Origin of the sequence: Pseudooceanicola atlanticus, from assembly GCF_000768315.1 — a bacterium.
Taxonomy (GTDB): domain Bacteria; phylum Pseudomonadota; class Alphaproteobacteria; order Rhodobacterales; family Rhodobacteraceae; genus Pseudooceanicola; species Pseudooceanicola atlanticus.
The window spans coordinates 415,681-441,339 of record NZ_AQQX01000004.1 but is presented as its reverse complement, the minus strand read 5'-3'; the positions used below and the strand labels follow the sequence as shown (position 1 = coordinate 441,339).

Sequence of the window (25,659 nt, the reverse complement as noted above, 5' to 3'; positions counted from 1 at the left end):
GCAAGCCCCGAAGGAGACGCCATGCCCCGTCCTGACCAGATCGAAATCCGCGGCCGCCTGACACCAGAGCGGGACCTGTCGGGCCTGACATGGCTGCGCGTTGGCGGCCCCGCGGAATGGCTGTTCCAACCCGCCGATATCGATGACCTGGCGGATTTCCTGCGCCAGTTGGACGCGGATATCCCGGTCTTTCCCATGGGCGTCGGGTCGAACCTGATCGTGCGCGATGGCGGGCTGCGCGGCGTGGTGATCCGGCTGGGCCGCGGGTTCAACTCCATCACCTGCGAGGGCACCCGCGTCACGGCGGGTGCAGCCGCGCTCGATGCGCATGTGGCAAAGCGCGCGGGCGAGGCGGGGATCGACCTGACCTTCCTGCGGACCATTCCCGGCTCCATCGGCGGAGCCTTGCGCATGAATGCGGGGTGCTACGGCAGCTACACTGCCGATCATTTCGTCAGCGCGACCGCCGTTTCCCGCAAGGGCGAGGTTGTCGAACTGAGTGCCGGTGACCTGAACTTCGCCTATCGCCAGACCGACCTGCCCGAGGGCTGGGTCGTCGCGCAGGTCGTGCTGGACGGGTCCAAAGGCGACCCGGAGGAGTTGGCCAGCCGCATGGAAACCCAGCTGGCAAAACGCGACGAAACCCAACCCACAAAGGACCGGACGGCCGGATCGACCTTCCGCAACCCGGCCGGGTTTTCCTCGACCGGGCGGGCGGATGACGTGCACGATCTGAAGGCTTGGAAGGTCATCGACGACGCCGGAATGCGCGGCGCGCGGCGGGGCGGCGCGCAGATGAGCGAGAAACATTCGAACTTTTTGATTAATCTGGATAACGCCACCGCCGCAGACCTCGAAGGATTGGGCGAAGAGGTGCGAAAAAGAGTTTTCCAAACATCCGGATTGACGCTAGAATGGGAAATCATGCGCATCGGTGAACCGGCCCCGGAAGAGGGCTGAACGCGAGCGCGGAGCAGAATACAGGACCTCCAAAAGGTTCAACAGCTTAACAAGGGCCGAAAAAGGCCCGGGACTTGAGGCACGAACGTGGGATTGTCGAGCAGGACACCCCCGAAAGTGGCGGTTTTGTTGGGTGGCCCCTCGTCTGAGCGCGAGGTGTCGCAGTCAACCGGGCGCGAATGCGCAGCCGCCTTGCGGGGCGAAGGTTACGAAGTGGTCGAGGTCGATGCAGGCCCCGATCTGCCTGCGCGGCTGGCCGAGATTTCTCCTGATGCGGTGTTCAATGCGCTCCACGGTCGGTGGGGTGAGGATGGCTGCGTTCAGGGCATGCTGGAATGGCTCAAGCTGCCCTACACGCATTCGGGCGTCCTGGCCTCGGCCCTGGCGATGGACAAGGAAAAGACCAAGGAGGTCTACCGCGCCCACGGCCTGCCCGTCGCCGCATCGCAATTGGCCCGCAAGGACGATGTGACGGCCGATCACGTGATGCCCGCGCCCTACGTGGTGAAGCCCTACAACGAAGGCTCCTCCGTCGGGGTGTACCTGGTGGCCGAAGGGGCTAACAGCCCGCCGAAGCTGGCCGATGACATGCCCGATATCGTCATGGTCGAGGCCTACGTGCCGGGCCGTGAGCTGACCGTGTCGGTCATGGGCGTGGAAGAGGGCGATCCCGGCCCGCTCTGCGTGACCGAGATCATCACCGAGGGCTGGTACGATTACACGGCGAAATACGCGCCCGGCGGGTCGCACCATGTCTGCCCCGCGATCCTGCCCGACGAGATCACCGAGGCCTGCATGGATTACGCCCTGCGCGCGCACAAGGCGCTTGGCTGCCGGGGCGTGTCGCGCACCGATTTCCGCTGGGACGAGGACAAGGGCCTCGACGGTCTGATCCTGCTGGAAACGAACACCCAGCCGGGCATGACGCCGACCTCGCTGACCCCCGAACATGCACAGGCCAAGGGGATTTCCTTTGGTCAATTGTGCCGCTGGCTGGTGGAGGACGCCTCATGCGACCGCTGATCGCCAAGCGTCCCGCCTCTTCGGCCCGGCCCGATCCGGCACCGTCCCGCGCGGCCTACCGGATGCAGCGGCTGATGCTGACCCCGGCCTATCGCCTGACCCTGCGGGTGCTGGTGCCCTTCGTGGTGTCGATGGGGCTGGTCGCGCTCTACATGTCCAACGATGCGCGGCGCGACGCGATCATCCTGGGCCTTCAGGACCTGCGCAACGATTTCGAGACGCGGCCTGAATTCATGGTCCGCATGATGGCGGTCGAAGGCGCCACGGGCGGGACCGAGGCCGATATCCGCGAAATCGCCCAGCTGGATTTCCCGATCAGCACCTTCGATCTGGATCTCGACGCGCTGCGCCGGTCGGTCGAGGACCTGCCCGCCGTGGCCGAAGCCGCCGCGCGCATCCGCCAGAAGGGCGTTCTGGAAGTGTCGATCATCGAACGCGCGCCGGTTGCCCTGTGGCGCACCCGTGACGGGATCGACGTTCTGGATATCGAAGGCATCGCCATCAGCGCAGTGCAGACCCGCGCCGACCGCCCGGACCTGCCGGTGATTGCCGGCTACGGTGCGGATCGGCACGTGGCGGAGGCCGTGCGCCTGATCAACATCATGGCGCCGATGAAGGACCGCCTGCGCGGGCTGGTCCGGGTCGGCGAACGCCGCTGGGATGTCATTCTCAGCCCCGACCTGCGGATCATGCTGCCGCAGGACCGGCCGGATTTCGCACTCGAGCGGGTGATCGCCCTGCACGAGGCACAGGATGTTCTGAACCGCGACCTGGCCGCGGTGGACATGCGGATTGCCGCGCGCCCGACGCTGCGGATGAATGCCCATGCCCTGGATCAATGGCGCAAGGTTCACGACTGGGTGGTGGAGACTGGAAACTGATGACGATGTTTTACGAAACCCAAAGAGCGATGCGCAACATGCGCAAGGCCGCGATGCAGCGCGGTGTTGTTGCGGTTCTGGATGTGGGCAGTTCCAAGATTGCCTGCCTCGTGCTGCGGTTCGACCAGGTGGGCGATGCGCCGGGCGACGGTGTCGGCTCCATGGCGGGGCAGGCCGGGTTCCGGGTGATCGGCGCCGCCACCACGCGGTCCCGCGGTGTCAATTTCGGCGAGATCGAAGCCATGCCCGAGGCAGAGCGCGCGATCCGCACCGCCGTTCAGGCCGCGCAGAAGATGGCCAATATCCGCGTCGATCACGTCATCGCCTGTTTCTCGGGCGCGGGTCCGCGCTCCTATGGGCTGGCGGGCGAGGTCGATGTTGAAGGTCAGGCGGTCAGCGAACAGGATATCTCTCGCGTGCTGGCGGCCTGTGACGTGCCCGATTACGGCGAGGGCCGCGAGGTGCTGCACGCCCAGCCCGTGAACTTCGCGCTGGATCACCGGTCCGGCCTGAACGATCCGCGCGGTCAGATCGGCAACACGCTGTCCACGGACATGCACATGCTGACGGTGGATTCCGTCGCGGTGCAGAACCTGGTCCATTGCCTCAAGCGCTGCGACCTGGAACTGGCCGGCATCGCCTCTTCGGCCTATGTCACCGGCGTCTCGTCACTGGTGGAGGACGAACAGGAACTGGGCGCGGCCTGCATCGACATGGGCGGCGGCACGACCGGCATCTCGATCTTCATGAAAAAGCACATGATCTATGCCGATGCGGTGCGCATGGGCGGCGATCACGTGACCGGCGATATCTCCATGGCGCTGCAGATCCCGATGTCCCACGCGGAACGGATCAAGACCTTCTACGGCGGGGTGGTGGCCACCGGCCGCGACGACCTGGAAAAGATCGAGCTGAAATCAGAAACCGGCGACTGGAACCACGACCGGCGCGAAGTGTCGGTGGCCGAACTGATCGGCATCATGCGCCCGCGGGTCGAGGAAATCCTCGAAGAGGTGCGCTACCGGCTGGACGCCGCAGGCTTCGACCACCTGCCGTCGCAACAGATCGTGCTGACCGGCGGGGCAAGCCAGATCCCCGGCCTCGATGGGCTGGCCAGCCGCATCCTGGGCCAGCAGGTCCGCCTAGGCCGCCCGCTGCGCGTGCATGGCCTGCCGCAGGCGGCGACGGGTCCGGGTTTCGCGGCGACGGTGGGCATGTGCTTGTTCGCGGCACATCCTCAGGATGAATGGTGGGATTTCGACCTGCCGATCGATCGCTACCCGGCCCGGTCGCTGAAACGCGCCGTGCGCTGGTTCAAGGATAATTGGTGAACGCAATATGTGGGCAGATCGGCAAAATCCCGCAAATCCCTTTGAAAAAACTGCCATATTTAGTGTGTTTTTAACCATTTTTTCGTGACCCGAGCCTTGCAAGGCGTTACAATCGGGTGCAGCAGGCAATGAAAAACGCCGTCAGAAGGCGGCCCTACAGGCGGAAGAAACCATGACACTGAATCTCTCGGTCCCCGGACAGGAAGAGCTGAAGCCCCGCATCACCGTTTTCGGTGTGGGCGGCGCTGGCGGCAACGCGGTTAACAACATGATCGACAAGGAGCTTGATGGCGTCGATTTCGTTGTGGCCAACACGGATGCCCAAGCTCTGCAGCAAAGCAAATCCTCGCATCGCATCCAGCTGGGTGTGAAGGTGACCGAAGGCCTGGGCGCTGGCGCCAAGGCCACGATCGGCGCGGCCGCCGCCGAAGAGAGCATCGAACAGATCGTCGACCACCTGGCCGGCTCGCATATGTGCTTCATCACCGCTGGCATGGGCGGGGGCACCGGTACCGGCGCCGCGCCGATCATCGCGCAGGCCGCCCGTGAACTGGGCGTCCTGACCGTCGGCGTCGTGACCAAGCCCTTCCAGTTCGAAGGCGCCAAGCGCATGCGCCAGGCCGAGGAAGGCGTCGAAGCCCTGCAGAAGATGGTCGACACGCTGATCATCATCCCGAACCAGAACCTCTTCCGCCTCGCCAACGAAAAGACCACGTTCACCGAAGCCTTCTCTCTGGCCGATGACGTGCTGTATCAGGGCGTGAAGGGCGTGACCGACCTGATGGTCCGCCCGGGCCTCATCAACCTCGACTTCGCCGACGTCCGCGCGGTGATGGACGAGATGGGCAAGGCCATGATGGGAACCGGCGAGGCCGAGGGCGAAGATCGCGCCATCCAGGCTGCCGAAAAGGCGATAGCGAACCCGCTGCTGGACGAGATCAGCCTGCGCGGCGCGCGCGGCGTGCTGATCAACATCACCGGCGCTGAAGACCTGACCCTGTTCGAACTGGACGAAGCGGCCAACCGCATCCGCGAAGAGGTCGACCCGGACGCCAACATCATCGTCGGCTCCACTCTGGACACCAACATGCAGGGCGCGATGCGCGTTTCCGTCGTCGCCACCGGCATCGACGCCGCCGAAGTGCCGCATGACATCCCGACCCCGCGTCGCCGCCTGGCAGAGCCGCTGACCCAGGCGGTCGAGGCCGAAGCGCCCGCCGAGCCCGAGCCGGTTGCAGAACCAGTCGTCGCCGCCGTGGCAGAGCCCGAGCCGGAAATCGAAGAGCCGTCGCTCTTCACCGATTTCGACGCCGAAACCGCCTCGTCCGAATATGAAGAGGATCACCTCTTCGCCGATGACGAAGACGATCTGCCCGCCCCGGCCTACCGCCCGGAAGCGGCCCAGATGGTTCCGCCGCGCCAGCCGCATTCCACCGCAGCCGCGGACCACGCGGCCGAGGATTTCGTCGCCCCCCGTTCGCCCCGCACGGGCGAGCCGTCGGCCGAAACCCTGGCCCGCCTTCAGGCAGCCGTAAACAAGGCACCGAAGTCCCAAGAACCGGCCGCCGAAAAGCCGCGCTTCGGGATCAACTCGCTGATCAACCGCATGTCTGGTGAGCCGAAACAGGCGCCGACGCCGGCCCCGCAGCCGATCCGTCAGCAGCCCTCTTTCCGCGGCCAATCGGCCCAGGCGGCGCCCGATCACTCCGAGGATCCGGATCAGGAACGCATCGAAATCCCGGCATTCCTGCGCCGTCAGGCGAACTGATCGCCGGATTGACACGACGTCACATTTGACTTCAAGCGGCCGCCTTCGGGCGGTCGTTTTCATTTAAGATCAATGGCTTGGGTCAGAGGGCGGAACCCATAGGCGATCTCCCGCGTCTTTATTGCAAGGATGTTTCACTCCGTTGCAAAGAGTGAGTTGAGCCTTCGCCCGCGGGTATTTACCTATTGGACACCAAGAGGCGCGGTCCGCCTTCGGGGATGAAGGCAAGGACCAGCAAAGCGCAGGGGATGCGAGGTTAACGTGCAAAAGACGATCAAGGCACCGGTCCACTTCTCGGGCGTCGGGCTCCATTCGGGGCAACCGGCACGGCTCGTCGTGCGCCCTGCCGCGGCCGATCACGGCATCTGGTTCCGCCGCACCGATATCCTGCTGGGCGACCAGATGGTCCAGGCCCGCTGGGACAAGGTGAACCGGTCCCCGCTTTGCACCAAGATCGAAAACGCGGCCGGGGCCTATGTCTCGACCATCGAACACCTTATGGCGGCGCTGGCCGGTTGCGGCATTCACAATGCGATGATCGACATCGACGGCCCCGAGGTTCCGATCCTCGATGGCTCCGCGCGCCCCTTCGTCGAAGAATTCCTCAAGGCCGGGCTGATGATCCAGGCCGCGCCGATCCGCGCGATCGAGGTGCTGCGCCCGGTCGAGGTCAGCAACGGCGCCGCCAGGGCCCGTCTGGAACCGAACCGCGTGATGGAGATTGCCTTCACCATCGATTTCGAAGACGCCGCCATCGGTGTGCAGCAAAAGCACCTGACGATGGAGAACGGCACCTTTGTGCGCGAATTGTGCGACAGCCGCACCTTCTGCCGCCAGGCGGATGTGGATGCGATGCAGCAGCAGGGCCTGGCTCTGGGCGGCATCCCCGGCGAAAACGCGGTCGTATTCGAAGGCGACGAAGTTGTCAGCCCCGGCGGCCTGCGTCGCACGGACGAACCCGTGCGCCACAAGATGCTGGATGCGCTTGGCGATCTTGCGCTGGCGGGTGGCCCGGTTCTGGGCCTCTATACCGGCACGCGGGCCGGGCACAGCCTGACCAACACGCTCCTGCGTGAACTCTTCTCGGACCCGCAGAACTTCCGCATCGTGGATTGCGATATCCCGATGGCGTCGCGTCTGCCGGGGGCCGGCGTCTGCGCGGCAGAGATCCCCGCCGTCGCCTGATCGGCCCGGTCCAAGCCTTTGCGAAGCACCGCCGAAATCGGGGTGAAACTCAATTTGCCCCCCGGAATTTCTGTGATAGACCCTAGTGGACCTCCGGGGCCGACAGGGTTTATGACCGGCTGGTCGCAGTGGGAAAGTCCAATAAGACGAACGGGGCACGGCAAGTGGTGAAGTCAACAATGTCAGGCGGCGCAGGTCGGGCCAGACGGCTGGCGATGCCGGTTGTATTGTGTCTGGCGCTGGCAGCCTGCGGCGGACAATCAACCGACGGTCTGGGCATGGGCGGCGAACCGATCGAGTCCTTCACCGCGGAACAGATCTACGGCCGCGCTGAATTCGAGATGAATCGCCGCAAATACGAGCGCGCCGCCGAATATTTCGGCGAGGTCGAACGCCTCTACCCCTATTCCGAATGGGCCAAGCGCGCGCTGATCATGCAGGCCTTCGCCTATCACAACGACAAGGATTACGAGAACAGCCGCTCGGCCGCGCAGCGTTACATCGACTTCTACCCGACAGATGACGATGCCGCCTATGCGCAATACCTGCTGGCGCTCTCGTATTATGACCAGATCGACGAGGTCGGCCGCGACCAGGGCCTGACCTTCCAGGCGCTGCAATCGCTGCGCACGGTGATCGAACGCTATCCCGAAAGCGATTACGCGCGGTCCTCGATCCTGAAATTCGACCTCGCCTTCGACCACCTGGCGTCGAAGGAAATGGAGATCGGGCGCTACTACCTGAAGCGCAAGCATTACACGGCGGCGATCAACCGGTTCCGCGTCGTGGTCGAGGATTTCCAGACCACGACCCATACCGCAGAGGCGCTGCACCGTCTGGTGGAATCCTATGTCAGCCTCGGCCTGACGGACGAGGCGCAGACCGCCGGCGCGATCCTTGGCTACAACTTCCAGTCCACCGAATGGTACGAGGACAGCTATAACCTGCTGACCGGCCAGGGGCTTGAGATGAAGATGTTCGGGGATAACTGGCTGTCCAAGATCTACCGTCAGATGATCAACGGCAAGTGGCTGTGACCCCGACCCTTCGGGGGACATGACAGGATAGTTGGATGCTGCGCGGGCTGGATATCCGGGACATGCTCATCATCGACCGGCTGGAGCTTGAGTTCCAGCCAGGTCTGAACGTGCTGACAGGCGAAACCGGGGCGGGCAAGTCGATCCTGCTGGATTCGCTGGGCTTCGTGCTGGGCTGGCGTGGCCGCGCCGACCTGGTCCGTCAGGGCGCGGAGCAGGGCGAGGTCACCGCCTGGTTCGACCTGCCCGACGATCACCCCGCACATGCCGTTCTGGAAGAGGCCGGGATCCCCAACGGGCCCGAACTGATCCTGCGCCGGGTCAACGGGCTCGACGGGCGCAAGACCGCCTGGGTCAACGATCGCCGGTCCTCGGGCGAGGTGCTGCGGCGGTTGTCGGACACGTTGGTGGAACTGCACGGCCAGCATGACGATCGCGGGCTGCTGAACCCACGGGGCCATCGCGCGTTGCTGGATGCCTACATGAACCGCCCTGACCTGACCGATGCCGTGCGCCTGGCCTGGCGCAAGCGGCAGGAGGCGACCAAGGCGCTCGAGGCCGCCCGCGCCGCGCTGGAAGAGGTCCAGGCCGAAGAGGAATTCCTGCGCCACGCCGTCGGAGAGCTGGACAAGCTGGCTCCCGAACCGGGGGAGGAAGCCGACCTCGACGCCCGCCGCCGCATGATGCAATCCGCCGAAAAGGTGCGCGAGGACGTGGCTCGCGCCCATGCAGCACTCGGCTCCGACGGGGCAGAGGGGGCGATGTCCGACGCGCTTCGCTGGCTGGACGGTGCTGCCGAACATACCGGCGATCAGCTGGACGATCCGGTCGCCGCCCTGGGCCGTGCCATGGCCGAACTGGGCGAAGCCGCCGACGGGGTGCAGCGCTGCCTCGAAGCGCTGGATTTCGACCCGCTGGAGCTTGAGGCGACGGAGGAGCGGCTCTTCGCGATCCGTGGCCTCGCCCGCAAGCATTCCGTGGCCCCCGACGATTTGGCCGATTTCGCGGACCTGCTGCGCGACCGCCTGAACCGGCTGGATCAGGGCGCGGACGATATCGCGTCGCTTGAGAAATCCGCGAAACAGGCCGCCACCGCCTATGCCGAAGCCGCCGAAACCCTGTCGGAGGCGCGGGCCGAGGCCGCGGCGCGGCTCGATGCGGCCGTGATGGCGGAACTCGCCCCGCTCAAGATGGAGCGGGCGGAGTTTCGTACCGCCCTGACCGCCGGCGATCCCGGGCCGGATGGCTCGGACGAGGCAACCTTTACCGTCGCCACCAATCCCGGCGCACCGGCAGGCGCGCTGAACCGCATCGCCTCGGGCGGGGAATTGTCGCGCTTCCTGCTGGCGCTGAAGGTCTGCCTGACCGGCGACACGCCCGGCGTCACCATGATCTTCGACGAGATCGACCGCGGCGTGGGCGGGGCCACCGCCGACGCGGTCGGGCGGCGTCTGGCCGCGTTGGCCAGCACCGGACAGGTCTTGGTGGTGACGCATAGCCCGCAGGTCGCGGCACTCGGGGCGCATCACTGGCGCGTTGCCAAGCGGGTCGAGGGGGAAGCGACTCTGTCGACCGTCACGTCGCTCGACAGCGACGAACGGGTCGATGAAATCGCGCGGATGCTGTCCGGCGACCGCATCACCGCAGAGGCGCGCGCGGCGGCCCTGTCGCTGCTGGGCTGAGTTTCTCACTGATTTCGGTGGTTGAGCGGGCAGCGGTCTTACCAGCGGCCGTCCCCGTCACGCACCTGTCGTCTGCCCGTGGCAAACAAAAAATAGCCCCGACCCGGAGGACCGGATCGAGGCCAAACAAGGTACCGCTTACGGATTCGAAATTAATGAAATCTCAGTAATTCGTCATACCCCAATCGGGTGATAAGCGGCGGGTATGGGGTGGTTCTGGCGGTTATTCGCTGGCGGTCGGAGCATTTTCGACGCGCATTAGCGCCTCCAGATGCTCCAGGGCCAGCGGCCATTTCTGGAAAAACAGGAAAGATCCCGCATCTGCCACGGATTCGAATTTGATGCCCGGATGGGCCTCCCGGAACTCGGCCAGAGTGGCGGGGGGAATCGCCTGATCTTCGGTGCCGATCAGGTTGATCATGGGCACGTTGGCGGACATTTCCGCCAGTTCGTCGTTCCAGTCGTTGCGATGCATGGCCGTGACCTCGGCCGCATAGGCCTTGGCCGCGTCGAACCCCTCGCGCAGGACGATATCCGATCCGCTGTCCAGCGCTTCCTGGATGCGGGGGGTGATGGTGGCGTCGCAATCCGCCTTGCTGCCCGCATAGACCAGTTGCACGAATTCCGCCTTGCCCATGCGGCGGGCCATGGCAAAGCCGGTGGTGATCATGAAGGGCAGCACCTGCGGCGTATAACGTGCCGTGCCCAGGATGAAGCGGTGCCAGCGGCCCATCCGTTCGTATTGTTCGGGCCGGGTCAGCGGCAGCAGCGCGCTACAGCCCAGCACGGCGGTCACCCGACGGGGTGCGATATGATGCAACCGCGCGGCAAAGATCATGTCCTCATCCAGCACCAGCAGGGGCACCGAGGCGATACGCAGATGGTCCAGCAGGGCGATCATGTCAGCCGCCACCGCGCCCACGCGATCCTGCCCGCGCCGCAGCGGGGTGGAGCCGCCGAATCCGGGACGGATCGGCGCGATGACCCGCAGACCCATCTGCATCGCCATCCGTTCGGCATCCGCGGGCCAGCGGCACAGCCCGAGGTTCGAGCTGAGATACATCACGGGCCGGCCATCGGTCGCGCCGAATTCCAGGTAGTCCACCCGCCGCCCGTCGGGGCGCGTCAGGCTGCGATAGGGCAGGGGCAGCAATTCCTGCCCACCACGCGAAACACGGGGCGCTGCCGCCGGCGCATCGCTTGCCGGGCCGATCCGGTCGGGATCGCTGGGGGCGAAATCCATCGTCGTCATCGCCAGCTTGACCAGTTCGTTCTGGCCCCGCGCCTCCGTCTTGGTCTGGATCGCCTTGATCTGGGTGCGGATCGTGTCGACCGACCGGCCCCGCGCTGCGGCGATGTCGCTCAGCGTGCGGCTCTGGGTCAGGGCCATCAGCACCTCGGTTTCGGCCTGGGTCAGGCCGAAGGCGTCGCGCAGGGTCGCTTCGGACCCTTCCGGCCAGTACATCTCGGTCGTGACGACCAGGACGAATTTCGGCTGTTTCTCGGGGGTGACCAGGCGCATCTGCAACAGGATCAGGTGATCGTCAGGCACCCGCCGGGCGCGCACCAGCCGCGATTGTTCCGTCGCGCCGGGTCGCTTGTTCAGCATGCCGTCGGCCACGCGGGCCAGCACGGCACGGTCATCGGCGCGCAGGGTCAGATCGTGCAGACCCTGCCGCGCGCCCACGCCCAGCATCTCGACCGCGGCCTCGTTCGCCGCAGAGATCTTGAGCGCGCCATTGATCGTGAAGGCGGCCGAGCGGCGGAACTGCTTCAACTCGGCCTCTTCGGCGCTCAGCGGTGCCGCGCGGCGGACGTGGTTCAGCATCCGGTTCAGCTGCTGCATATGCGGCAGCAACCCGCTGCCCTCCAGCATGGCCCGGCGCGACCGCGAGGGCAGGTGCCATTGCGGAACGACCAGCGCGTCCCAATCCTCCAGCACATCGTCCAGACGCTCGGGCTCCAGCGCCGCGCCGTAGAGCTTGCCCAGAAGCTCGGCCCGCAATTCCATATCCCGCGCAGTGACGCTGTCGGACCTGTCAGAGGCATTGGAAATGAGCGATGTAAGCGGCATGGCGGCAAAAGACTTCAAAGGACTTGGCTGGGCTTGTGACCTGGCAGAACCTTGGGTCAGCTTACGCCCCGCCTAACTCTTTGGAAACATTTTTGCCATCCAGGCTGACGCCGTTGCGCATCAAGTAGATGTATCTGGAACCAATTTTCCGGGATTGAAGACGTTGTCGGGGTCCAGCGCGGCCTTCAACTGGCCCATCACCTGCCAGCCCTCACCGTGCTCGCGTTCCATGAAGGCCTTCTTGCCGACACCGATTCCATGCTCGCCCGTGGCCGTACCGCCCATTTCGAGCGCGCGCTGCACCATCCGGTCCGACGCTGCCTTGACGCGCTCCAGCTCTGCCGGATCGGCGGGGTCGAACAGCAGGATCGAATGGAAATTGCCGTCGCCCACATGGCCCAGGATCGGGCCGCGAATGTTGTGCTCTTCCAGGTCGGCCTGGGTCGCCTCGACGGCTTCGGCCAGGCGCGAGATCGGCACGCAGATATCCGTCACTACGGCGCGGGTATCCGCGCGAGCATTGACGATGGCCCAATAGGCATTGTGCCGCAGCGTCCACAGCGCCTTGCGTTCCTCCGCATCGGCCGCCCATTTGAACCCGTGCCCGCCGTGATCGCCTACGATCTCGCCAAAGGTCCCGGCATCCTCGGCCACGGCGCTTTCCGAGCCGTGGAATTCGACCAGCAGATGCGGAGCCTCGACCATGCCGGCGCCGGCATACTCGTTGAAAACCTGTACCGTGGCCGCATCGACGAACTCGATCCGCGCCATGGGGATGCCCATCTGGATCGTGTCGGTCACCGCGCGCACCGCGTCCCCGATCGTGTCGAAGGCACAGACGGCCGAGGTGATCGCCTCCGGCTGGCCATGCAGTTTCAGCGTCAGTTCGGTGATCAGGCCCAGCGTCCCTTCGGAGCCGACGAATAGCCCCGTCAGGTCGTATCCGGCCGAAGATTTGCGCGCCAGCGACCCGGTGCGGATGATCCGGCCATCGGCCATCACGACCTCCAGCGCCATGACATTGTCGCGCATCGTGCCATAGCGCACCGCCGTCGTGCCGCTGGCACGGGTCGAGGCCATGCCGCCGATCGTGGCATTGGCGCCCGGATCGACCGGGAAGAACAGGCCCGTGGCGCGCAGTTCCTCGTTCAGGACCTCGCGGGTCAGGCCGGGCTGCACGCGGGCATGCATGTCGCCCTGGCTGACCTCCAGCACCTTGTTCATGCGGGCGAAATCGACGGTGACGCCGCCGGAAAACGCCTGCGACTGCCCTTCGAGCGAGGTGCCCGCGCCGTAGCCGATCACCGGCACGCCATGGGCCGCGCAGATGCGCACCAGCGCCGCGACCTCTTCGGTGGTTTCGGGATAGGCGACCGCGTCGGGGGCAGCGACAGGGAAATAGGTCTCTGAGGCGCCATGCGCGTCCCTTTCGGGCTTGGAGCGCGTCACGCGATCGCCTAAGACTTCCGAAAGCTCGGCCCAAGCCGTCTCAAATGCCATGTTCCATCTCTCCTCGTAGGGCTTGCCCCTTCTAAGACAGGTGCAGGGAACTGGAAAGGGCATCGGAGTGCTGCCAGGCCTGCCCGAATGCACAAGAAAGGGACCCGCCCCGCGTCATGTCGCAGAACAGCCGATCCTCGTTGTCCGAGGCCGCTGACCGCGCCTGGGCCCATCTGCGGGGGGGCTGGCATGTCGTCCTGACAAGGGGGCCCAACCAGATCCAGTTCTGGTTCATCGCCCTGGCTGTCGGGATCGCCAGCGGGGCGGCGGCGCTGTTCTTCCGCAAGGGCATCGAATGGCTTCAGGCCTTTCTCTACCGCACCGACGACATCACCCACCTGCACAGCTGGGCGGGCACGCTGCCTTGGTACTGGGTGCTGACGATCCCGATCCTGGGCGGGCTGGTGGTGGGGGCGATTTTGCATGTCTTCACGCCTGATGGGCGGGTGCGTTCGGTGGCCGACGTGATCCAGGGCGCCGCGCTCAATGATGGCCGGGTCGAGGGGCGGGCCGGCCTGGCCTCGGCTGCCGCATCGCTGATCACGCTGTCCACCGGCGGGTCCTCGGGGCGGGAGGGGCCGGTGGTCCACCTGGCCGCGGTGATCTCGTCCCGCGTGCTGCACTGGCTCAAGGCGGATGGCGTGACCGGGCGCGACCTGCTGGGCTGCGCGGTGGCGGCGGCGGTGTCGGCCTCGTTCAACGCGCCGATTGCCGGGGCTCTCTTCGCGCTCGAGGTCGTGTTGCGCCACTTCGCCATCCACGCCTTCGCGCCCATCGTCATCGCATCGGTCGCGGGGACGGTGATCAACCGGCTGGAATTCGGCGGGGTGACGGAATTCACGCTGCCCGATGCCTCCATGTTCCAGTTCTACGAGGAATTGCCGGCCTTCCTGCTGCTGGGCGCGGTCTGCGGCGTGGTGGCGGGGATGCTGATGCGGTCGATCTTCGCGGCCGAGGACGTGGCGACCCATATCCAGGGCCGCATCGGCCTGCCGCGTTTCATCCGGCCCGCCATTGCCGGGGCCCTGCTGGGCATGATCGCGATCTGGTTCCCGCATATCATCGGCGTCGGCTACGAGACGACATCGCTGGCCCTGACCGGACGGATCGGGTTGTGGGACGCAATCGTCTTTGCCGTGATCAAGACCGTGGCTGTGTCGATTACCATCGGCGGACGGATGGGGGGCGGGGTTTTCTCCCCCTCTCTCATGGTCGGGGCGCTGACGGGGCTGGCCTTCGGGCTGATCGCGACCTCGATCTTTCCGGACGTGTCGGGGTCGTCGTCGCTCTATGCGCTGGCGGGGATGGGCGGCGTCGCGGCGGCGGTGCTGGGCGCGCCGATCTCGACCACGCTGATCGTGTTCGAACTGACGGGCGACTGGGCCACGGCGCTGGCGGTGATGGTGACCGTGTCGATCTCGACTGCCATCGGGACCCGGCTGGTGGATCGCAGCTTCTTCCTGACGCAGATCGAACGGCGCGGGGTGCACCTGGCCGCCGGGCCGCAGGCCTACCTGCTGGGCCTTGTGCGCGTGGCCAGCGCCATGCGCCGCCGCGATGCGGAGCGGGCCGCCCCCGAGGAAACCTGCTGGGAAATGATCGACGCCGGCGATTACCTCGACGCGCAGGCGACGCTGGAAAGCGCCCTGCCGGCCTTCGACCGGACCGGCGCGGTGTTCCTGCCGGTGGTGCAATTGCAGGGTGCGGACCAGCCGCCGGAACTGCTGGGCGCGCTTTACCATGTCGATGCGCTCAGGGCCTATAACCGGGCGCTGGCGGCCACGGCGGCGGAAGAACACAGCTGATGGTTGCGCCCCGCTGGTAGGGGCCGACGTGGGAGGAGGGGACGGACAGGGGCGCTGCCCCTGCCATCAAAGCTGCGCTTTGACGGCCACCCCGGAGTATTTTCGGCAAGATGAAGCAGGTGGGTGGCACGAGAGGCCCCCATGAAACGCAAGACCCCGCCACGAGGGGCGGGGTCCTGGCGCGGAACAGTCGGGCGTCAGACGCGTTCGACGGTCACGAAATCGGTGGCGTAGAAGGCCAGGTGGCCGGCGATCTGTTCCATCCCTTCCAGCGGGGTTTCGTAGGACCAGGCGGCGTTCTCATGGGTCGTGCTTTTCGTCACGATGGAGAAATAGGTCGCGTCGCCCTTTTTCGGGCAATGGGTGGTGTGGTCGGTCTGGTCGAGGAACGCCATCGCGATATCGTCGCGCGGGAAATAGATGACCGCCGGATAATCGCCCTCGGTCAGCATCAGCGCCTTGCGGCTTTCCCCCAGGACGGCGCCGCCGGAACGGACGGTCCACGTGCCTTCGGCCGGTTGGATCGTGATATCAGTCATGTCTTGCCCTCCCCAAGAGGCTTATCTTGCCATGCCCGGCGCATGTGACAACCGGGTGAAGATGTATCGTTTCTGTCAGAGTTTTTCAGTTGCAGCATGAAACCATACCGCGGTTTGCCCCGAAAGCAGAGAGCCGATTTTGTCGCGGCATTCCGCATGATAGGCGTTCAGCCAGTCCCGTTCGTCCCGGTCCAGCAGGTCGAGGTCGATCAGGCGCTTTTCGATGGGCACCCAGGTGAGCGTCTCGAAATCCAGCATGTCGCGGTCGTCTCCGCCCTCGATCGCGGGGGCCTGCTGCACGACGATCAGGTTCTCGATCCGGATGCCGAAGGCGCCCTCGCGGTAATAGCCGGGCTCGTTCGACAGGATCATGCCCTCCTGCAGCGGCACGTCGCCCGTCCGTGCCAGACGCTGCGGGCCTTCATGCACGCAAAGGTAGGCGCCCACGCCATGGCCGGTGCCATGGTCGTAATCCAGCCCCGCCAGCCACAGCGGATAGCGCGCCAGGCTGTCCAGATGCGCGCCCGCCACGCCGCGGGGGAACCGGGCGCGGGACATGGCGATCATGCCCTTCAGCACCAGGGTGAAGGCGCGCTTTTCCTCGGCCCCCGCGTCGCCGACGACGAGGGTGCGGGTGATGTCGGTGGTGCCGTCGGGATATTGCCCGCCCGAATCCACCACGATCAGCTCTCCGTCCGCGAGCTCGCGGTTGGTTTCGGTGGTGACCCGGTAATGCGGCAGGGCGCCATTGGGGCCCGCGCCCGCGATCGTGTCGAAGGAGATCTCGCGCAGCATGTTGGTTTCGCTGCGGAACCCTTCCAGCGTCGTGACCAGGTCGACCTCGGTCAACACACGTTGTTCGGTCGTGTCGAACCAGGCCAGGAAGTTGCACATCGCCACCGCATCGCGCAGATGCGCGTCGCGCATGCCCTGCAACTCGCCGGCATTCTTGCAGGCCTTGGGCAGGCGCGCGGGGTCGGGGCCATGGCGATATTCCACGCCCGCCTTGGCAAACATGTCGGCCAGGGCGCGCGGAGCGCTGGCCTGGTCCACCCGGATCGGCCCCTGGGTGTCGCGGATCAGCGCCTCGAGCTGGTCGGGCGCGGCGACGGTGACATCCGGGCCTAGGTGATCGTCTAGGCCCGTGCATTTCCCGGGCTCGGTCAGCAGCACGGCGCTGGCATCGGCGCGCAGCAGGGCAAAGGCATGGGGGATCGGGTTTCGCGGAATGTCGGAGCCGCGGATATTGAACAGCCAGGCCACCGAATCCGGCAGTGTCAGGATCGCGGCGCCATCACCCCGCTCGGCCAGGTCACGAGCCAGGCGGGCGCGTTTGTCGGCATGGGATTCGCCGGCAAATTCAAGCGGGTGGGCGATGATCTGGCCCATGGGCGGGTCGGGCTGGTCGGCCCAGACCGCGTCGATCGGGTTGGCGATGGCCCGGAACTTGAGACCGGGCAGGGCGAGGGTCATCTTGCCCACTTCCTCGATCGTGTGCAGCCAGGGGTCGATGCCCACCACCGCGCCGGTCGACAGCGTGTCCGACAGCCAGTCGGTCAGCGTGGTTTCGGGCCAGTTCACCGGGGTGAAGTCCTTTGCGACCTGCGCCTTCACCTGCACCTTGTAGCGCCCGTCGACCATCACGACCGCCGCGTCCTGCGTCACGGCGCAGACCCCGGCAGAGCCGGTGAAGCCGGTCAGCCAGGCCAGACGGTTGTCATGGTCCGAGACATATTCGCCCTGGAACCGGTCCGCTCGCGGCACGAGGAAGGCGTCGATGCCGATGTCCTTCATGTGCTTGCGCAGGGCGGCCAGGCGCGGCGGGCCCTGATCGGGTGACGTAGGGCTGTCGAATGACTGGAACATGCGGACCTCCGGGATCAGGGTGCCCCCCCTTCTTACCGGAACGGGCGCGGGATGCCAGATGCTGTCAGTCGCGCCCCAGGAAGTCGAGGATCGCCGTCACGTAATCGGACCAGAGCGGATGGCCCGGCACCGGCAGGTGGTTGGCGGTGTCGAAGGTCATCAGTTCCGCGCCCGCGATGCCCGCGGCGAGCTTGCGCGCTTCGCTGACCGGATGCACGGCGTCGCGGCGGCCATGCAGGATCAGGGTCGGGCATGTGATCTGCGGCAGCAGCGGCAGCAGAGAGGTTCGGTGCTGCAATTCGCGCAGGGCCAGTTCGTTTTCGCGGTCGATCGCGTTGCGCATGCTGTTGGCCAGGTCATGCACCACGTCGAGCGGCCCCTCGGGCAGGTAGGCCAGCATGAAGCTGGAGGCAAAGGCGCCGGTCGGATTGCTCCAGCTTTCGCGGATCATCTCCATCATGGCGGGGGTGCCCGACGCGCCGGTCCGGCGGTGGTTCCAGCCCTCCGCATAGCCGCCGACGATCACGAATTTGCGCACCATGTCGGGATAGCGGGCGGCGAAATGCACCGCCGTCAGGACCGATCCGGATTCCGCGTAGAGCACGAAGCGGTTCAGACCCGCGGCCTCGACCACCGCGTGCAGGTCCTCGGCCTGGCGGTCGAAATCCAGCTCGGGCCCGTCCTCGCCGGACTGGCCGGTGCCGGCCGGGTCGTAGCGCAGCACGGAATGCCGTTCGCCTAGGATTTCCCACATGGCGCGATTGGCGTGCAGCGCCCAATCCTGTTCCAGATCGGTGCCGATCATGTTGGCGCAGACCAGCGGCGGGCCATCGCCATTCACCGCCCAGGCAATGGGCCGGTCGCGCGAAGTGCGGGCATAGCGGATGCGCGGGGCCTGCGGGGGCGTGGCGGGCTTTGGCGCTGCGTCTCCTGTGTCCGAGGCCTCGACCTCCACGGGAACGGCCATCTGCAGGCCGCGCCGCGCCACGGTGCGGATCACGCGCTGCGCCTTGCCGTCATCGCCCACGGCCTTGCGGGCCGAGGCGATACGGGCGGAAATGGCGGATTCGGAGACGATCCGCCCCTGCCAGACGGCCTCCACGATTTCGTCGCGGGTCACCAGCCGGTCGGGATGGCTGAGCAGCAGCAGAAGCAGGTCGAAGACCTGCGGCTCCACCGGCACAGCATCGCCCGCGCGCATCAGCACGTGTCGGTCGGTGTCCAGAAGGCAGCTGTCGAAGCGATAGATCATGACCGGATATGGCCCCGAATTGGGGTGACGGGCAAGCGCGCAGAGATCTTGGGGGTTTCTAGGGGAAAGCTAAGGGAAAGCTCTGCGTGACCTTCAAGCAAGGCGGGGCAGGGCCGGGCAGGATCAGGGCAGACACCGAAAGGACAAAGCCATGTTGCCCCAGTTCGACACAGCCATGATGCACCACCGCGGCCCGTTCCTGGCGCCGCCGACGGAAAACGAACGCGAGGCCCAGGCGATGCTGACGCACCGCCGCATGGTCGCCCGCGCCAGACGGAAAGAGGCGGTGATGACGCTCTGGGCGCAGCTGACCCGCCTCTGGCGCGTGGCCGTGCCGCGCACCTGATCGGGCGGCGGTCCGGGTGGCACCCCCGGAGGGCGCTGCCCTCCGGACCTCCCGGAGTATTTCCGGCAAGATGAAGCCTAGGAGGCCTTCTTGATCCCGACCATGCGCGCCCGGGCGCGCGGATCGCTGTCGAACAGCGCGGCCAGTTGTTCGGTCATCGCGCCGGCCAGCTGATCCACATCGGTGATCGTCACCGCGCGGTCATAGTAGCGGGTCACGTCATGGCCGATACCGATGGCCAGCAATTCCACCGCCTTGCGCTTTTCCACCATGGCGATCACGTCGCGCAGGTGTTTTTCCAGGTAATTCGCCGGGTTCACGCTGAGTGTCGAATCGTCCACCGGGGCCCCGTCCGAGATGACCATCAGGATCTTGCGCGCCTCGCGGCGGTTCACCATCCGCCGATGCGCCCATTCCAGCGCCTCGCCGTCGATGTTTTCCTTCAGAAGCCCTTCCTTCATCATCAGGCCGAGATTCTCGCGCGAACGTCTCCAGGGTGCGTCGGCCCCCTTGTAGACGATGTGGCGCAGGTCGTTCAGGCGGCCGGGCTGCTGCGGGCGGCCATCGTTCAGCCAGCGTTCACGGCTTTGCCCGCCTTTCCAGGCGCGCGTGGTGAAGCCCAGGATTTCCACCTTGACCGAGCAGCGTTCCAGCGTGCGTGCCAGAACATCGGCGCAGATCGCCGCGATCGAGATCGGGCGGCCCCGCATCGAGCCTGAATTGTCCAGAAGCAGCGTCACCACGGTGTCGCGGAACTCCATGTCCTTCTCGACCTTGAAGCTGAGCGGCGTGGTCGGGTTGGCCACGACACGGGCCAGGCGGCCGGCATCCAGCACGCCTTCTTCCTTGTCGAATTCCCAGGACCGGTTCTGCTGTGCCTGAAGGCGGCGCTGCAACTTGTTGGCCAGGCGGCCAACGGCGCCCTTCAGCGGTTCCAGCTGCTGGTCGAGATAGGCGCGCAGGCGTTCCAGCTCGACCGGGTCGGCCAGGTCCTCTGCGGCGACCTCTTCATCGAAATCCGAGGCATAGATCAGGTAGTTGGGATCCGCATCCGACACGGGCGGGGGCGGCGGCGGCTCCAGCGGGGCCTCGCCCTCGGGCATTTCGGCCTCTTCGCCCATTTCTTCCTCGGCCATGTCGTCCATGGAGACGGTGGCCTCGGACGGGTCCTGCTGTTCGTCCTGCGATTGTTCGGGGCTGGCCTCGGCCTCGTCTTCTTCCTCGGACTGGCCGGTGCTGTCGGGCTCGTCCTGTTCCTCTTCGCCATCCTCGGCGGCGTCCTGATCCTCGTCATCGACACTGTCGGGGTCTTCGCCCAGCTGGTCGCCATAGCCCAGATCCTCGATGATCCGGCGGGCGAACTTGGCGAATTCGGACTGGTTGGACAGCTTTTCCTGCAGGTTTTCCAGCGTACCGCCGGCCTGCTGTTCGATGAAGCCGCGCCACAGATCCATGACGTTGTCGGCGCCTTCGGGCATCTCGCGGCCCGTGGCGAGGTGGCGGATCAGGTAGCCCGCGGCGACCGGCAGCGGCGCATCCGCGGCCTGGGTGATCCCGGCATAGCCCGCGCGCTTGGCCTCGGCGCCGATCTTGGCGTCGATATTGGTGGCGGTGCCGGGCATGTCGCGGGCGCCCATGGCCTCGCAACGGGCGGTTTCCATCGCCTCGTAGAGGTCGCGCGCCATCTGCCCCTGGGGGGCGTATTTCGTATGGGTGCCCGCATCGTGATAACGGTGATGCAGGGCCAGCGCATCGGCCGTGCCGCGCGCCATCAGCACCTCTTCCTTGGTCATGCGGCGGCTGACCTGCGGCAGGCGCATCGAATCCGCGGTCTTGCCCGACGGGTCGACCGTGTAGCTGACATTCAATTCCGGGTCGTCGGCCATGACCTTGGTGGCCTCGGCCAGGGCCTTCTTGAACGGATCGGCGGGGTTGTCGCTGGACTTGCTCATAGCAGAGGTAAAGCATCCCGCGCGGCGCTCGGCAAGCGGTTCGCGCGTCGCAGGGCGGGTCTTGTCTTGTGCGTCCTGTGGCGCGTCGGGCGCGGGACGTCCGGGCAGGGGCAAACCGAGGCCGCTCATCGCGGAGGCGGGGCTGGGTCGGGGCGGTTCTGGGCAGGGTTCATGGCGCGGGGTCCGGGGTGGGGCGATCCCCGCCATCCTGCCACAGGGGCAGGCAAAAGTCGCGTCAGCTCAGAAGCAGCGCCTCGCACCCCGCAACCGCGCGGCGGGCCCTTTGCCGCGCCATCCGGGCCTCTGCCGGGTCGGTGCTGAATTCCGCCCGTTGCAGCAATTGCGCCTGCGCATGTTTCGCCTCGAGCCGCCGGGCCAGGATCTCGGGCCCGCGGTCGGAGGGTCGCACGGCGTCCAGCAGGTCCACCATGGCCTGGCGGCGATGCCGGGCGCGACCGGGATCGCGGCTCATCAGCCAGCGATGTTCCAATTCGGCGGAAAACCGGCCGGCGCATCCGGCAAAGATCACGACCGGATCGGACAGGGCGTGTCCAAGGCTCTGATCCTCCGGCGCGGCGCTGCCTTTGCCCGCAAGGGCCAGGCACGCGATGATCGCAAGGGATCGCACCAGTTCCATATGTCGAAGCGTAGCGCACATTTCTTGAGCATGCATGAAAAATATTCTCAAAACCTTGCGCGAATGAGGTGGTTTTCCTTGCTTTTGGGGTGCGAATGGCGCAGCCGGCCCGCCAAGCTGACCCTCGGGCAGGAGGGTGCAGCCCCGCACAGATCCTGTGCGGCCAACGGCGTTTTCTGCGCATGCGAAGAGAGCAATATGGGTGTCGTAACACACGCAAACAGGGAGACATCAGATGTCCCGCAAACCCCGTATCGCCCTCATCATCGGCTCCACCCGTGACGCACGGTTCGCCGAGAAACCCGCCCAGTGGATGCTGGAACAGGCCCAGGCCCGCACCGACATGGATGTCGAGCTGGTCGACTTGAAAGATTTCGACCTGCCGCTCTTCAACGAAGCCGCGTCGAACATGTGGATGCCCTCCTCGGATCCCAAGGCCGTGGCATGGCAGGAAAAGATCGCCGAGTTTGACGGCTTCATCTTCACCGTGGCCGAATACAACCACGGCCTGACCGCGGCGCTGAAGAACGCGCTGGACCAGGCGTACAAGGAATGGGTTCGCAAACCCTTCACCGCCATCGGCTATGGTGGCGTCGGCGCGGCCCGCGCTGTCGAACAGCTGCGTCTGATCGGTGTCGAACTGCAGATGGTCCCGACCCGCAATGCCGTGCATATCGGCGGCGGCGACTTCATGACCGTGCACCCGATGGGCGCAGACAAGCCGATCTCGGAGATCGCGGACCATATCGCGCCCTCCGCCACCGCGGCGCTGGACGACCTCGTCTGGTGGGCCAATGCCACCATGGCCGCCCGCGATGCGGATGCGGCACAGGAAGCCGCATAAGGCGCCCCAGCCCAATATCCCGGCCCGAAAGGGCCGGACCGACTCTCACAAGTCAGCCGAAACGGAAACGGGCGCCCCGAAAGGCGCCCGTTTCTTCATGTCCCGTAAGGAAGAGCGGATCAGCTGGCCGCAGAGGCCGCGCTTTCCGGCAGTTCCTCGCCAAAGCAGCGCTGGTAGAACTCGGCCACGGTCTGGCGCTCCAGCTCGTCGCACTTGTTCAGGAAGGTCAGGCGGAACGCGTAGCCGATATTGCGGAAAATCTCGGCGTTCTGGGCCCAGGTGATCACCGTCCGCGGCGACATCACCGTGGACAGGTCGCCGTTCATGAAGGCGGTCCGGGTCAGGTCCGCCAGCACCACCATCTGGTTCACGGTCTTGCGGCCGGCCTCGGTGTTGTAATGCGGCGCCTTGGCCAGAACGATCGCCGCCTCGGCGTCGTGGCTCAGGTAGTTCAGCGTGGCGACAAGCGACCAGCGGTCCATCTGCGCCTGGTTGATCTGCTGGGTGCCGTGATAAAGGCCGGTCGTGTCGCCCAGGCCCACCGTGTTCGACGTCGCGAACAGGCGGAAATACTTGTTCGGGGTGATGACCTCGTTCTGGTCCAGCAGCGTCAGCTTGCCGTCATGTTCCAGAACGCGCTGGATCACGAACATCACGTCGGCGCGGCCGGCATCATATTCGTCGAACACGATCGCGGTCGGGTTGCGCAGCGCCCAGGGCAGAATCCCCTCGTGGAATTCGGTCACCTGCTTGCCGTCGCGCAGCTTGATCGCGTCTTTACCGATCAGGTCGATCCGGGAAATGTGGCTGTCGAGGTTCACCCGCACACAGGGCCAGTTCAGCCGCGCGGCGACCTGTTCGATATGGGTCGATTTGCCCGTGCCGTGATAGCCCTGCACCATCACGCGGCGGTTGTGGCTGAACCCTGCAAGGATCGCCAGCGTCGTGTCGGGGTCGAACTTGTAGGTCGAATCCCGCTCCGGAACGCGGTCCGACGGTTCTTCGAAGCCCTTCACCGTCATGTCCGTATCAATGCCGAACACCTCCCGGACGGAGATATCTTCTGTCGGTTTAGCGTTGATATCGGTCATACCCTCGGCCATGGTCGATCTGTCCTTTCACCTCTGCCGGTCTCGTTCCCGGCCCAACCCGCAACATATCGAAGCGGGATTTGAGGGAAAGGGCAAAATTCGGGTTCGCGGCGGCATGCCTCAACCCAGACCGGCCGAAGGAGAAAGATGAGCACCCGGGAGGAAATCGAGACGCTGATTGATGGCGCCGCGCGAAAGGACCGCGCGGCCTTTGCGCAATTATATGGTCACACCTCCGCGAAACTCTTCGGTGTCGTGCTGCGTATCTTGAAGTCAGAAGCCGAAGCAGAAGAGGCCTTGCAGGAAATCTACATCAAGGTGTGGCGCAATGCGGATCGCTACAGGGCCGGGGGCTATTCCCCGATGACCTGGCTGATCACCATCGCCCGGAACCACGCCATCGACCGTCTACGCGCCCGCCGGGCCAGCGGGGCAGGGCTTGACGAAGCCCATGAATTGCCGGATGCCGCGCCCGGACCCGAGGCGCTGGCCATGGCCTCCTCCGACAGGGCCCGTATCCTGACCTGTTTCGAACGCCTGCCGCTCGACCGGGCCGAAGCGGTCCGCCGCGCCTATATCGAAGGCGAAACTTATGCCGAGCTCGCGTCGCGCTTTGACGTGCCGCTCAACACGATGCGAACCTGGCTGCGCCGCAGCCTGTTGAAATTGAAGGAATGCCTGAGCGAATGACCGACGCCTCCGACATCAGCGACGACGACGACCGCATCATCGCGGCCGAATACGTCCTGGGTCTTCTGCCCGCCGCCGACCGGCGCGAGGCCGAGGCGCGTCTGAATGGCGACCCGGCCTTCCGCGCCGCCGTCGCCGCCTGGGCCGAGGATTTCGTGGCCATGACCGACGACTGGCCCGAGGTCGTCCCTCCCGCCGCCGTCTGGGCCGGGATCGAGGCCAAGTTGGCGGAACAGGACGGCGGTACCGGCTTCCTGTCGCTGCTGCGCCGGCCCAAGTCGCTGCGCGGTCTCTTCGGTTATGCCGCCGGCGGTCTCGTCGCTGCCGGCCTGGCCTGGGTGGTTTTGAATTCCGGGGTCATGACCCCCGCGGCGCCCGAATTCCAGGCCCGAATCGCGGCCGAGGATGAAAGCGTCGTCTTTGCCGCCGCCTATGATGTGGATACCGGCGCGCTCGAGGTTCTTCAGCGCTCAGGCGCCGCGGCGCCCGGCCGTTCGCTGGAATTCTGGCTGATCGCAGAGGGGCAGGCGCCCGTCTCCGTCCTCGTCTGGCCCAATGGCAGCGAGCGTGAAAGCGTCGTGCTGCCCGCCGATCTGGCGGCCCGCCTGCCGAACGCGGTGCTGGCCATTTCCGACGAACCCGAGGGCGGTTCCCCGACCGGGGCGCCCACCGGCGATGTCCTTGCGGTCGGTCCCGTCGAAAGTATCTGATGTTCGAAAATGGGCGGAAATCCGCGGATGCTGCGGGGCATATGCCGAGAAGTTATACTTTTTTTCAAATTCCTGCTGCACTTGCAGCATAAAGATGCTGCGGTTGGTTTGACACAACCGTCACATTGAGTAAGTACATTGATAGCGTCACCATGGCGCATGAAATGAATAGGTTAGTCCATTGTTGAGAGAAATGATCTGCTCTCGCAGAACCTCCCTCCTTCTTACCATCGTTGCGGCGGGGCTCGTCTCCGCCGGTGGTAGCGTTCTGGAGGGGCAGGCTGCATCCGAGGCGAAGGAAGAGATTATCTTCCTGACGTCCAAGGACCTGATGTTCGACGATAATCGACGCTGAGAGCATAGTGCAGAAAAACTGAAGGCGCGGCAGAATTTCCTGCCGCGCCTTTTTTCTTGTCCTGTTGAGGGCCCTGTCAGATCGCCGGGGCGGAGGGCAGGGGCCGTCGCCGGCCGCGCCGCCCAAGGGAC

At 65.7% G+C, this 25,659-nt stretch carries 21 protein-coding genes; 13 read left to right on the top strand and 8 right to left on the bottom strand.

Going from position 1 to position 25,659, the window contains the following annotated elements; genetic code table 11:
• The first annotated feature begins 21 nt into the window (after positions 1 to 21).
• The 8 genes from murB to recN all read left to right on the top strand — a co-directional run bounded on the left by murB (position 22) and on the right by recN (position 9,867).
• Positions 22 to 960: a UDP-N-acetylmuramate dehydrogenase gene (murB, locus tag ATO9_RS13155; protein WP_043749598.1), complete on the top strand. Its 939-nt coding sequence runs from the start codon at positions 22 to 24 to the stop codon at positions 958 to 960.
• 87 nt (positions 961 to 1,047) lie between these two features.
• Positions 1,048 to 1,983 (top strand): D-alanine--D-alanine ligase, encoded by a 936-nt coding sequence (locus ATO9_RS13150; RefSeq protein ID WP_202902138.1) that lies wholly within the window; start codon positions 1,048 to 1,050, stop codon positions 1,981 to 1,983.
• Complete coding sequence (locus ATO9_RS13145) at positions 1,971 to 2,864, top strand: cell division protein FtsQ/DivIB (protein ID WP_043749593.1); 894 nt, start codon at positions 1,971 to 1,973, stop codon at positions 2,862 to 2,864. The genes ATO9_RS13150 and ATO9_RS13145 overlap by 13 nt, the downstream gene beginning before the upstream one ends.
• Complete coding sequence (gene ftsA, locus ATO9_RS13140; RefSeq protein ID WP_043749591.1) at positions 2,864 to 4,195, top strand: cell division protein FtsA; 1,332 nt, start codon at positions 2,864 to 2,866, stop codon at positions 4,193 to 4,195. The genes ATO9_RS13145 and ftsA overlap by 1 nt, the downstream gene beginning before the upstream one ends.
• Before the next feature lie 172 nt (positions 4,196 to 4,367).
• On the top strand, positions 4,368 to 5,963 hold the full coding sequence (gene ftsZ, locus ATO9_RS13135) for a cell division protein FtsZ (protein ID WP_043749589.1): 1,596 nt from the start codon (positions 4,368 to 4,370) through the stop codon (positions 5,961 to 5,963).
• A gap of 261 nt (positions 5,964 to 6,224) precedes the next feature.
• On the top strand, positions 6,225 to 7,148 hold the full coding sequence (gene lpxC / locus ATO9_RS13130) for a UDP-3-O-acyl-N-acetylglucosamine deacetylase (protein ID WP_043749587.1): 924 nt from the start codon (positions 6,225 to 6,227) through the stop codon (positions 7,146 to 7,148).
• 179 nt (positions 7,149 to 7,327) lie between these two features.
• Positions 7,328 to 8,185, top strand: a complete 858-nt coding sequence (locus ATO9_RS13125; protein WP_043749586.1) for an outer membrane protein assembly factor BamD — start codon at positions 7,328 to 7,330, stop codon at positions 8,183 to 8,185.
• Between the two features lie 35 nt (positions 8,186 to 8,220).
• The gene (recN, locus tag ATO9_RS13120) at positions 8,221 to 9,867 is read left to right on the top strand and encodes a DNA repair protein RecN (protein WP_043749584.1); all 1,647 of its coding nucleotides are present in this window, start codon (positions 8,221 to 8,223) and stop codon (positions 9,865 to 9,867) included.
• Between the two features lie 223 nt (positions 9,868 to 10,090).
• On the opposite strand, the gene ATO9_RS13115 is transcribed toward recN, so the two are convergent.
• Together ATO9_RS13115 and ATO9_RS13110 are read right to left on the bottom strand one after the other, a co-directional pair.
• Positions 10,091 to 11,941, bottom strand: a complete 1,851-nt coding sequence (locus ATO9_RS13115; RefSeq protein ID WP_156127860.1) for a bifunctional helix-turn-helix transcriptional regulator/alpha/beta hydrolase — start codon at positions 11,939 to 11,941, stop codon at positions 10,091 to 10,093.
• A 120-nt stretch (positions 11,942 to 12,061) separates the two neighbouring features.
• Entirely contained in the window at positions 12,062 to 13,441 is a 1,380-nt protein-coding gene (locus ATO9_RS13110; protein WP_043749579.1) for an FAD-binding oxidoreductase, read from the bottom strand.
• Between the two features lie 116 nt (positions 13,442 to 13,557).
• Here ATO9_RS13110 and ATO9_RS13105 point away from each other — a divergent pair, with 116 nt between their 5' ends.
• Positions 13,558 to 15,246: a chloride channel protein gene (locus ATO9_RS13105; RefSeq protein ID WP_043749576.1), complete on the top strand. Its 1,689-nt coding sequence runs from the start codon at positions 13,558 to 13,560 to the stop codon at positions 15,244 to 15,246.
• 197 nt (positions 15,247 to 15,443) lie between these two features.
• Here ATO9_RS13105 and ATO9_RS13100 read toward each other — a convergent pair whose 3' ends face one another.
• From ATO9_RS13100 to ATO9_RS13090, 3 genes are all read right to left on the bottom strand, one after another.
• On the bottom strand, positions 15,444 to 15,785 hold the full coding sequence (locus ATO9_RS13100; protein WP_043749574.1) for a DUF427 domain-containing protein: 342 nt from the start codon (positions 15,783 to 15,785) through the stop codon (positions 15,444 to 15,446).
• Between the two features lie 75 nt (positions 15,786 to 15,860).
• Entirely contained in the window at positions 15,861 to 17,651 is a 1,791-nt protein-coding gene (locus tag ATO9_RS13095) for a M24B family metallopeptidase (protein ID WP_043749570.1), read from the bottom strand.
• Between the two features lie 64 nt (positions 17,652 to 17,715).
• The gene (locus ATO9_RS13090) at positions 17,716 to 18,903 is read right to left on the bottom strand and encodes an alpha/beta hydrolase (protein WP_043749567.1); all 1,188 of its coding nucleotides are present in this window, start codon (positions 18,901 to 18,903) and stop codon (positions 17,716 to 17,718) included.
• A 151-nt stretch (positions 18,904 to 19,054) separates the two neighbouring features.
• Here ATO9_RS13090 and ATO9_RS13085 point away from each other — a divergent pair, with 151 nt between their 5' ends.
• Complete coding sequence (locus ATO9_RS13085) at positions 19,055 to 19,249, top strand: hypothetical protein (protein WP_043749565.1); 195 nt, start codon at positions 19,055 to 19,057, stop codon at positions 19,247 to 19,249.
• 77 nt (positions 19,250 to 19,326) lie between these two features.
• On the opposite strand, the gene cobT is transcribed toward ATO9_RS13085, so the two are convergent.
• Together cobT and ATO9_RS13075 are read right to left on the bottom strand one after the other, a co-directional pair.
• Positions 19,327 to 21,201, bottom strand: a complete 1,875-nt coding sequence (cobT, locus tag ATO9_RS13080) for a cobaltochelatase subunit CobT (RefSeq protein WP_043749562.1) — start codon at positions 21,199 to 21,201, stop codon at positions 19,327 to 19,329.
• A gap of 235 nt (positions 21,202 to 21,436) precedes the next feature.
• Positions 21,437 to 21,874 (bottom strand): hypothetical protein, encoded by a 438-nt coding sequence (locus ATO9_RS13075; RefSeq protein WP_162183074.1) that lies wholly within the window; start codon positions 21,872 to 21,874, stop codon positions 21,437 to 21,439.
• Between the two features lie 199 nt (positions 21,875 to 22,073).
• Here ATO9_RS13075 and ATO9_RS13070 point away from each other — a divergent pair, with 199 nt between their 5' ends.
• Positions 22,074 to 22,682, top strand: coding sequence for an NADPH-dependent FMN reductase (locus ATO9_RS13070; protein WP_043749558.1), 609 nt, complete (start codon positions 22,074 to 22,076; stop codon positions 22,680 to 22,682).
• Between the two features lie 119 nt (positions 22,683 to 22,801).
• On the opposite strand, the gene cobS is transcribed toward ATO9_RS13070, so the two are convergent.
• A complete protein-coding gene (cobS, locus tag ATO9_RS13065) occupies positions 22,802 to 23,785 on the bottom strand; it encodes a cobaltochelatase subunit CobS (RefSeq protein WP_043749556.1) in 984 nt (327 codons plus the stop codon).
• A 135-nt stretch (positions 23,786 to 23,920) separates the two neighbouring features.
• Here cobS and ATO9_RS13060 point away from each other — a divergent pair, with 135 nt between their 5' ends.
• Together ATO9_RS13060 and ATO9_RS13055 are read left to right on the top strand one after the other, a co-directional pair.
• A complete protein-coding gene (locus ATO9_RS13060; RefSeq protein ID WP_043749553.1) occupies positions 23,921 to 24,463 on the top strand; it encodes a sigma-70 family RNA polymerase sigma factor in 543 nt (180 codons plus the stop codon).
• Positions 24,460 to 25,173, top strand: coding sequence for an anti-sigma factor (locus ATO9_RS13055; RefSeq protein ID WP_043749552.1), 714 nt, complete (start codon positions 24,460 to 24,462; stop codon positions 25,171 to 25,173). Before ATO9_RS13060 ends, ATO9_RS13055 begins: the two co-directional genes overlap by 4 nt.
• Positions 25,174 to 25,659: the final 486 nt, after the last annotated feature.

Coding starts and splice junctions, on each gene's coding strand:
- ftsA (WP_043749591.1), top strand. CDS start 2,864: ATGACGATGTTTTACGAAACCCAAAGAGCGATGCGCAACATGCGCAAG.
- ATO9_RS13075 (WP_162183074.1), bottom strand. CDS start 21,874: ATGCATGCTCAAGAAATGTGCGCTACGCTTCGACATATGGAACTGGTG.
- ATO9_RS13090 (WP_043749567.1), bottom strand. CDS start 18,903: ATGATCTATCGCTTCGACAGCTGCCTTCTGGACACCGACCGACACGTG.
- cobT (WP_043749562.1), bottom strand. CDS start 21,201: ATGAGCAAGTCCAGCGACAACCCCGCCGATCCGTTCAAGAAGGCCCTG.
- ATO9_RS13070 (WP_043749558.1), top strand. CDS start 22,074: ATGTCCCGCAAACCCCGTATCGCCCTCATCATCGGCTCCACCCGTGAC.
- recN (WP_043749584.1), top strand. CDS start 8,221: ATGCTGCGCGGGCTGGATATCCGGGACATGCTCATCATCGACCGGCTG.
- ATO9_RS13055 (WP_043749552.1), top strand. CDS start 24,460: ATGACCGACGCCTCCGACATCAGCGACGACGACGACCGCATCATCGCG.
- ATO9_RS13125 (WP_043749586.1), top strand. CDS start 7,328: ATGTCAGGCGGCGCAGGTCGGGCCAGACGGCTGGCGATGCCGGTTGTA.
- ATO9_RS13100 (WP_043749574.1), bottom strand. CDS start 15,785: ATGACTGATATCACGATCCAACCGGCCGAAGGCACGTGGACCGTCCGT.
- ATO9_RS13115 (WP_156127860.1), bottom strand. CDS start 11,941: ATGCCGCTTACATCGCTCATTTCCAATGCCTCTGACAGGTCCGACAGC.
- ATO9_RS13145 (WP_043749593.1), top strand. CDS start 1,971: ATGCGACCGCTGATCGCCAAGCGTCCCGCCTCTTCGGCCCGGCCCGAT.
- ftsZ (WP_043749589.1), top strand. CDS start 4,368: ATGACACTGAATCTCTCGGTCCCCGGACAGGAAGAGCTGAAGCCCCGC.
- ATO9_RS13095 (WP_043749570.1), bottom strand. CDS start 17,651: ATGTTCCAGTCATTCGACAGCCCTACGTCACCCGATCAGGGCCCGCCG.
- ATO9_RS13085 (WP_043749565.1), top strand. CDS start 19,055: ATGTTGCCCCAGTTCGACACAGCCATGATGCACCACCGCGGCCCGTTC.
- ATO9_RS13105 (WP_043749576.1), top strand. CDS start 13,558: ATGTCGCAGAACAGCCGATCCTCGTTGTCCGAGGCCGCTGACCGCGCC.
- murB (WP_043749598.1), top strand. CDS start 22: ATGCCCCGTCCTGACCAGATCGAAATCCGCGGCCGCCTGACACCAGAG.
- ATO9_RS13110 (WP_043749579.1), bottom strand. CDS start 13,441: ATGGCATTTGAGACGGCTTGGGCCGAGCTTTCGGAAGTCTTAGGCGAT.
- ATO9_RS13060 (WP_043749553.1), top strand. CDS start 23,921: ATGAGCACCCGGGAGGAAATCGAGACGCTGATTGATGGCGCCGCGCGA.
- cobS (WP_043749556.1), bottom strand. CDS start 23,785: ATGGCCGAGGGTATGACCGATATCAACGCTAAACCGACAGAAGATATC.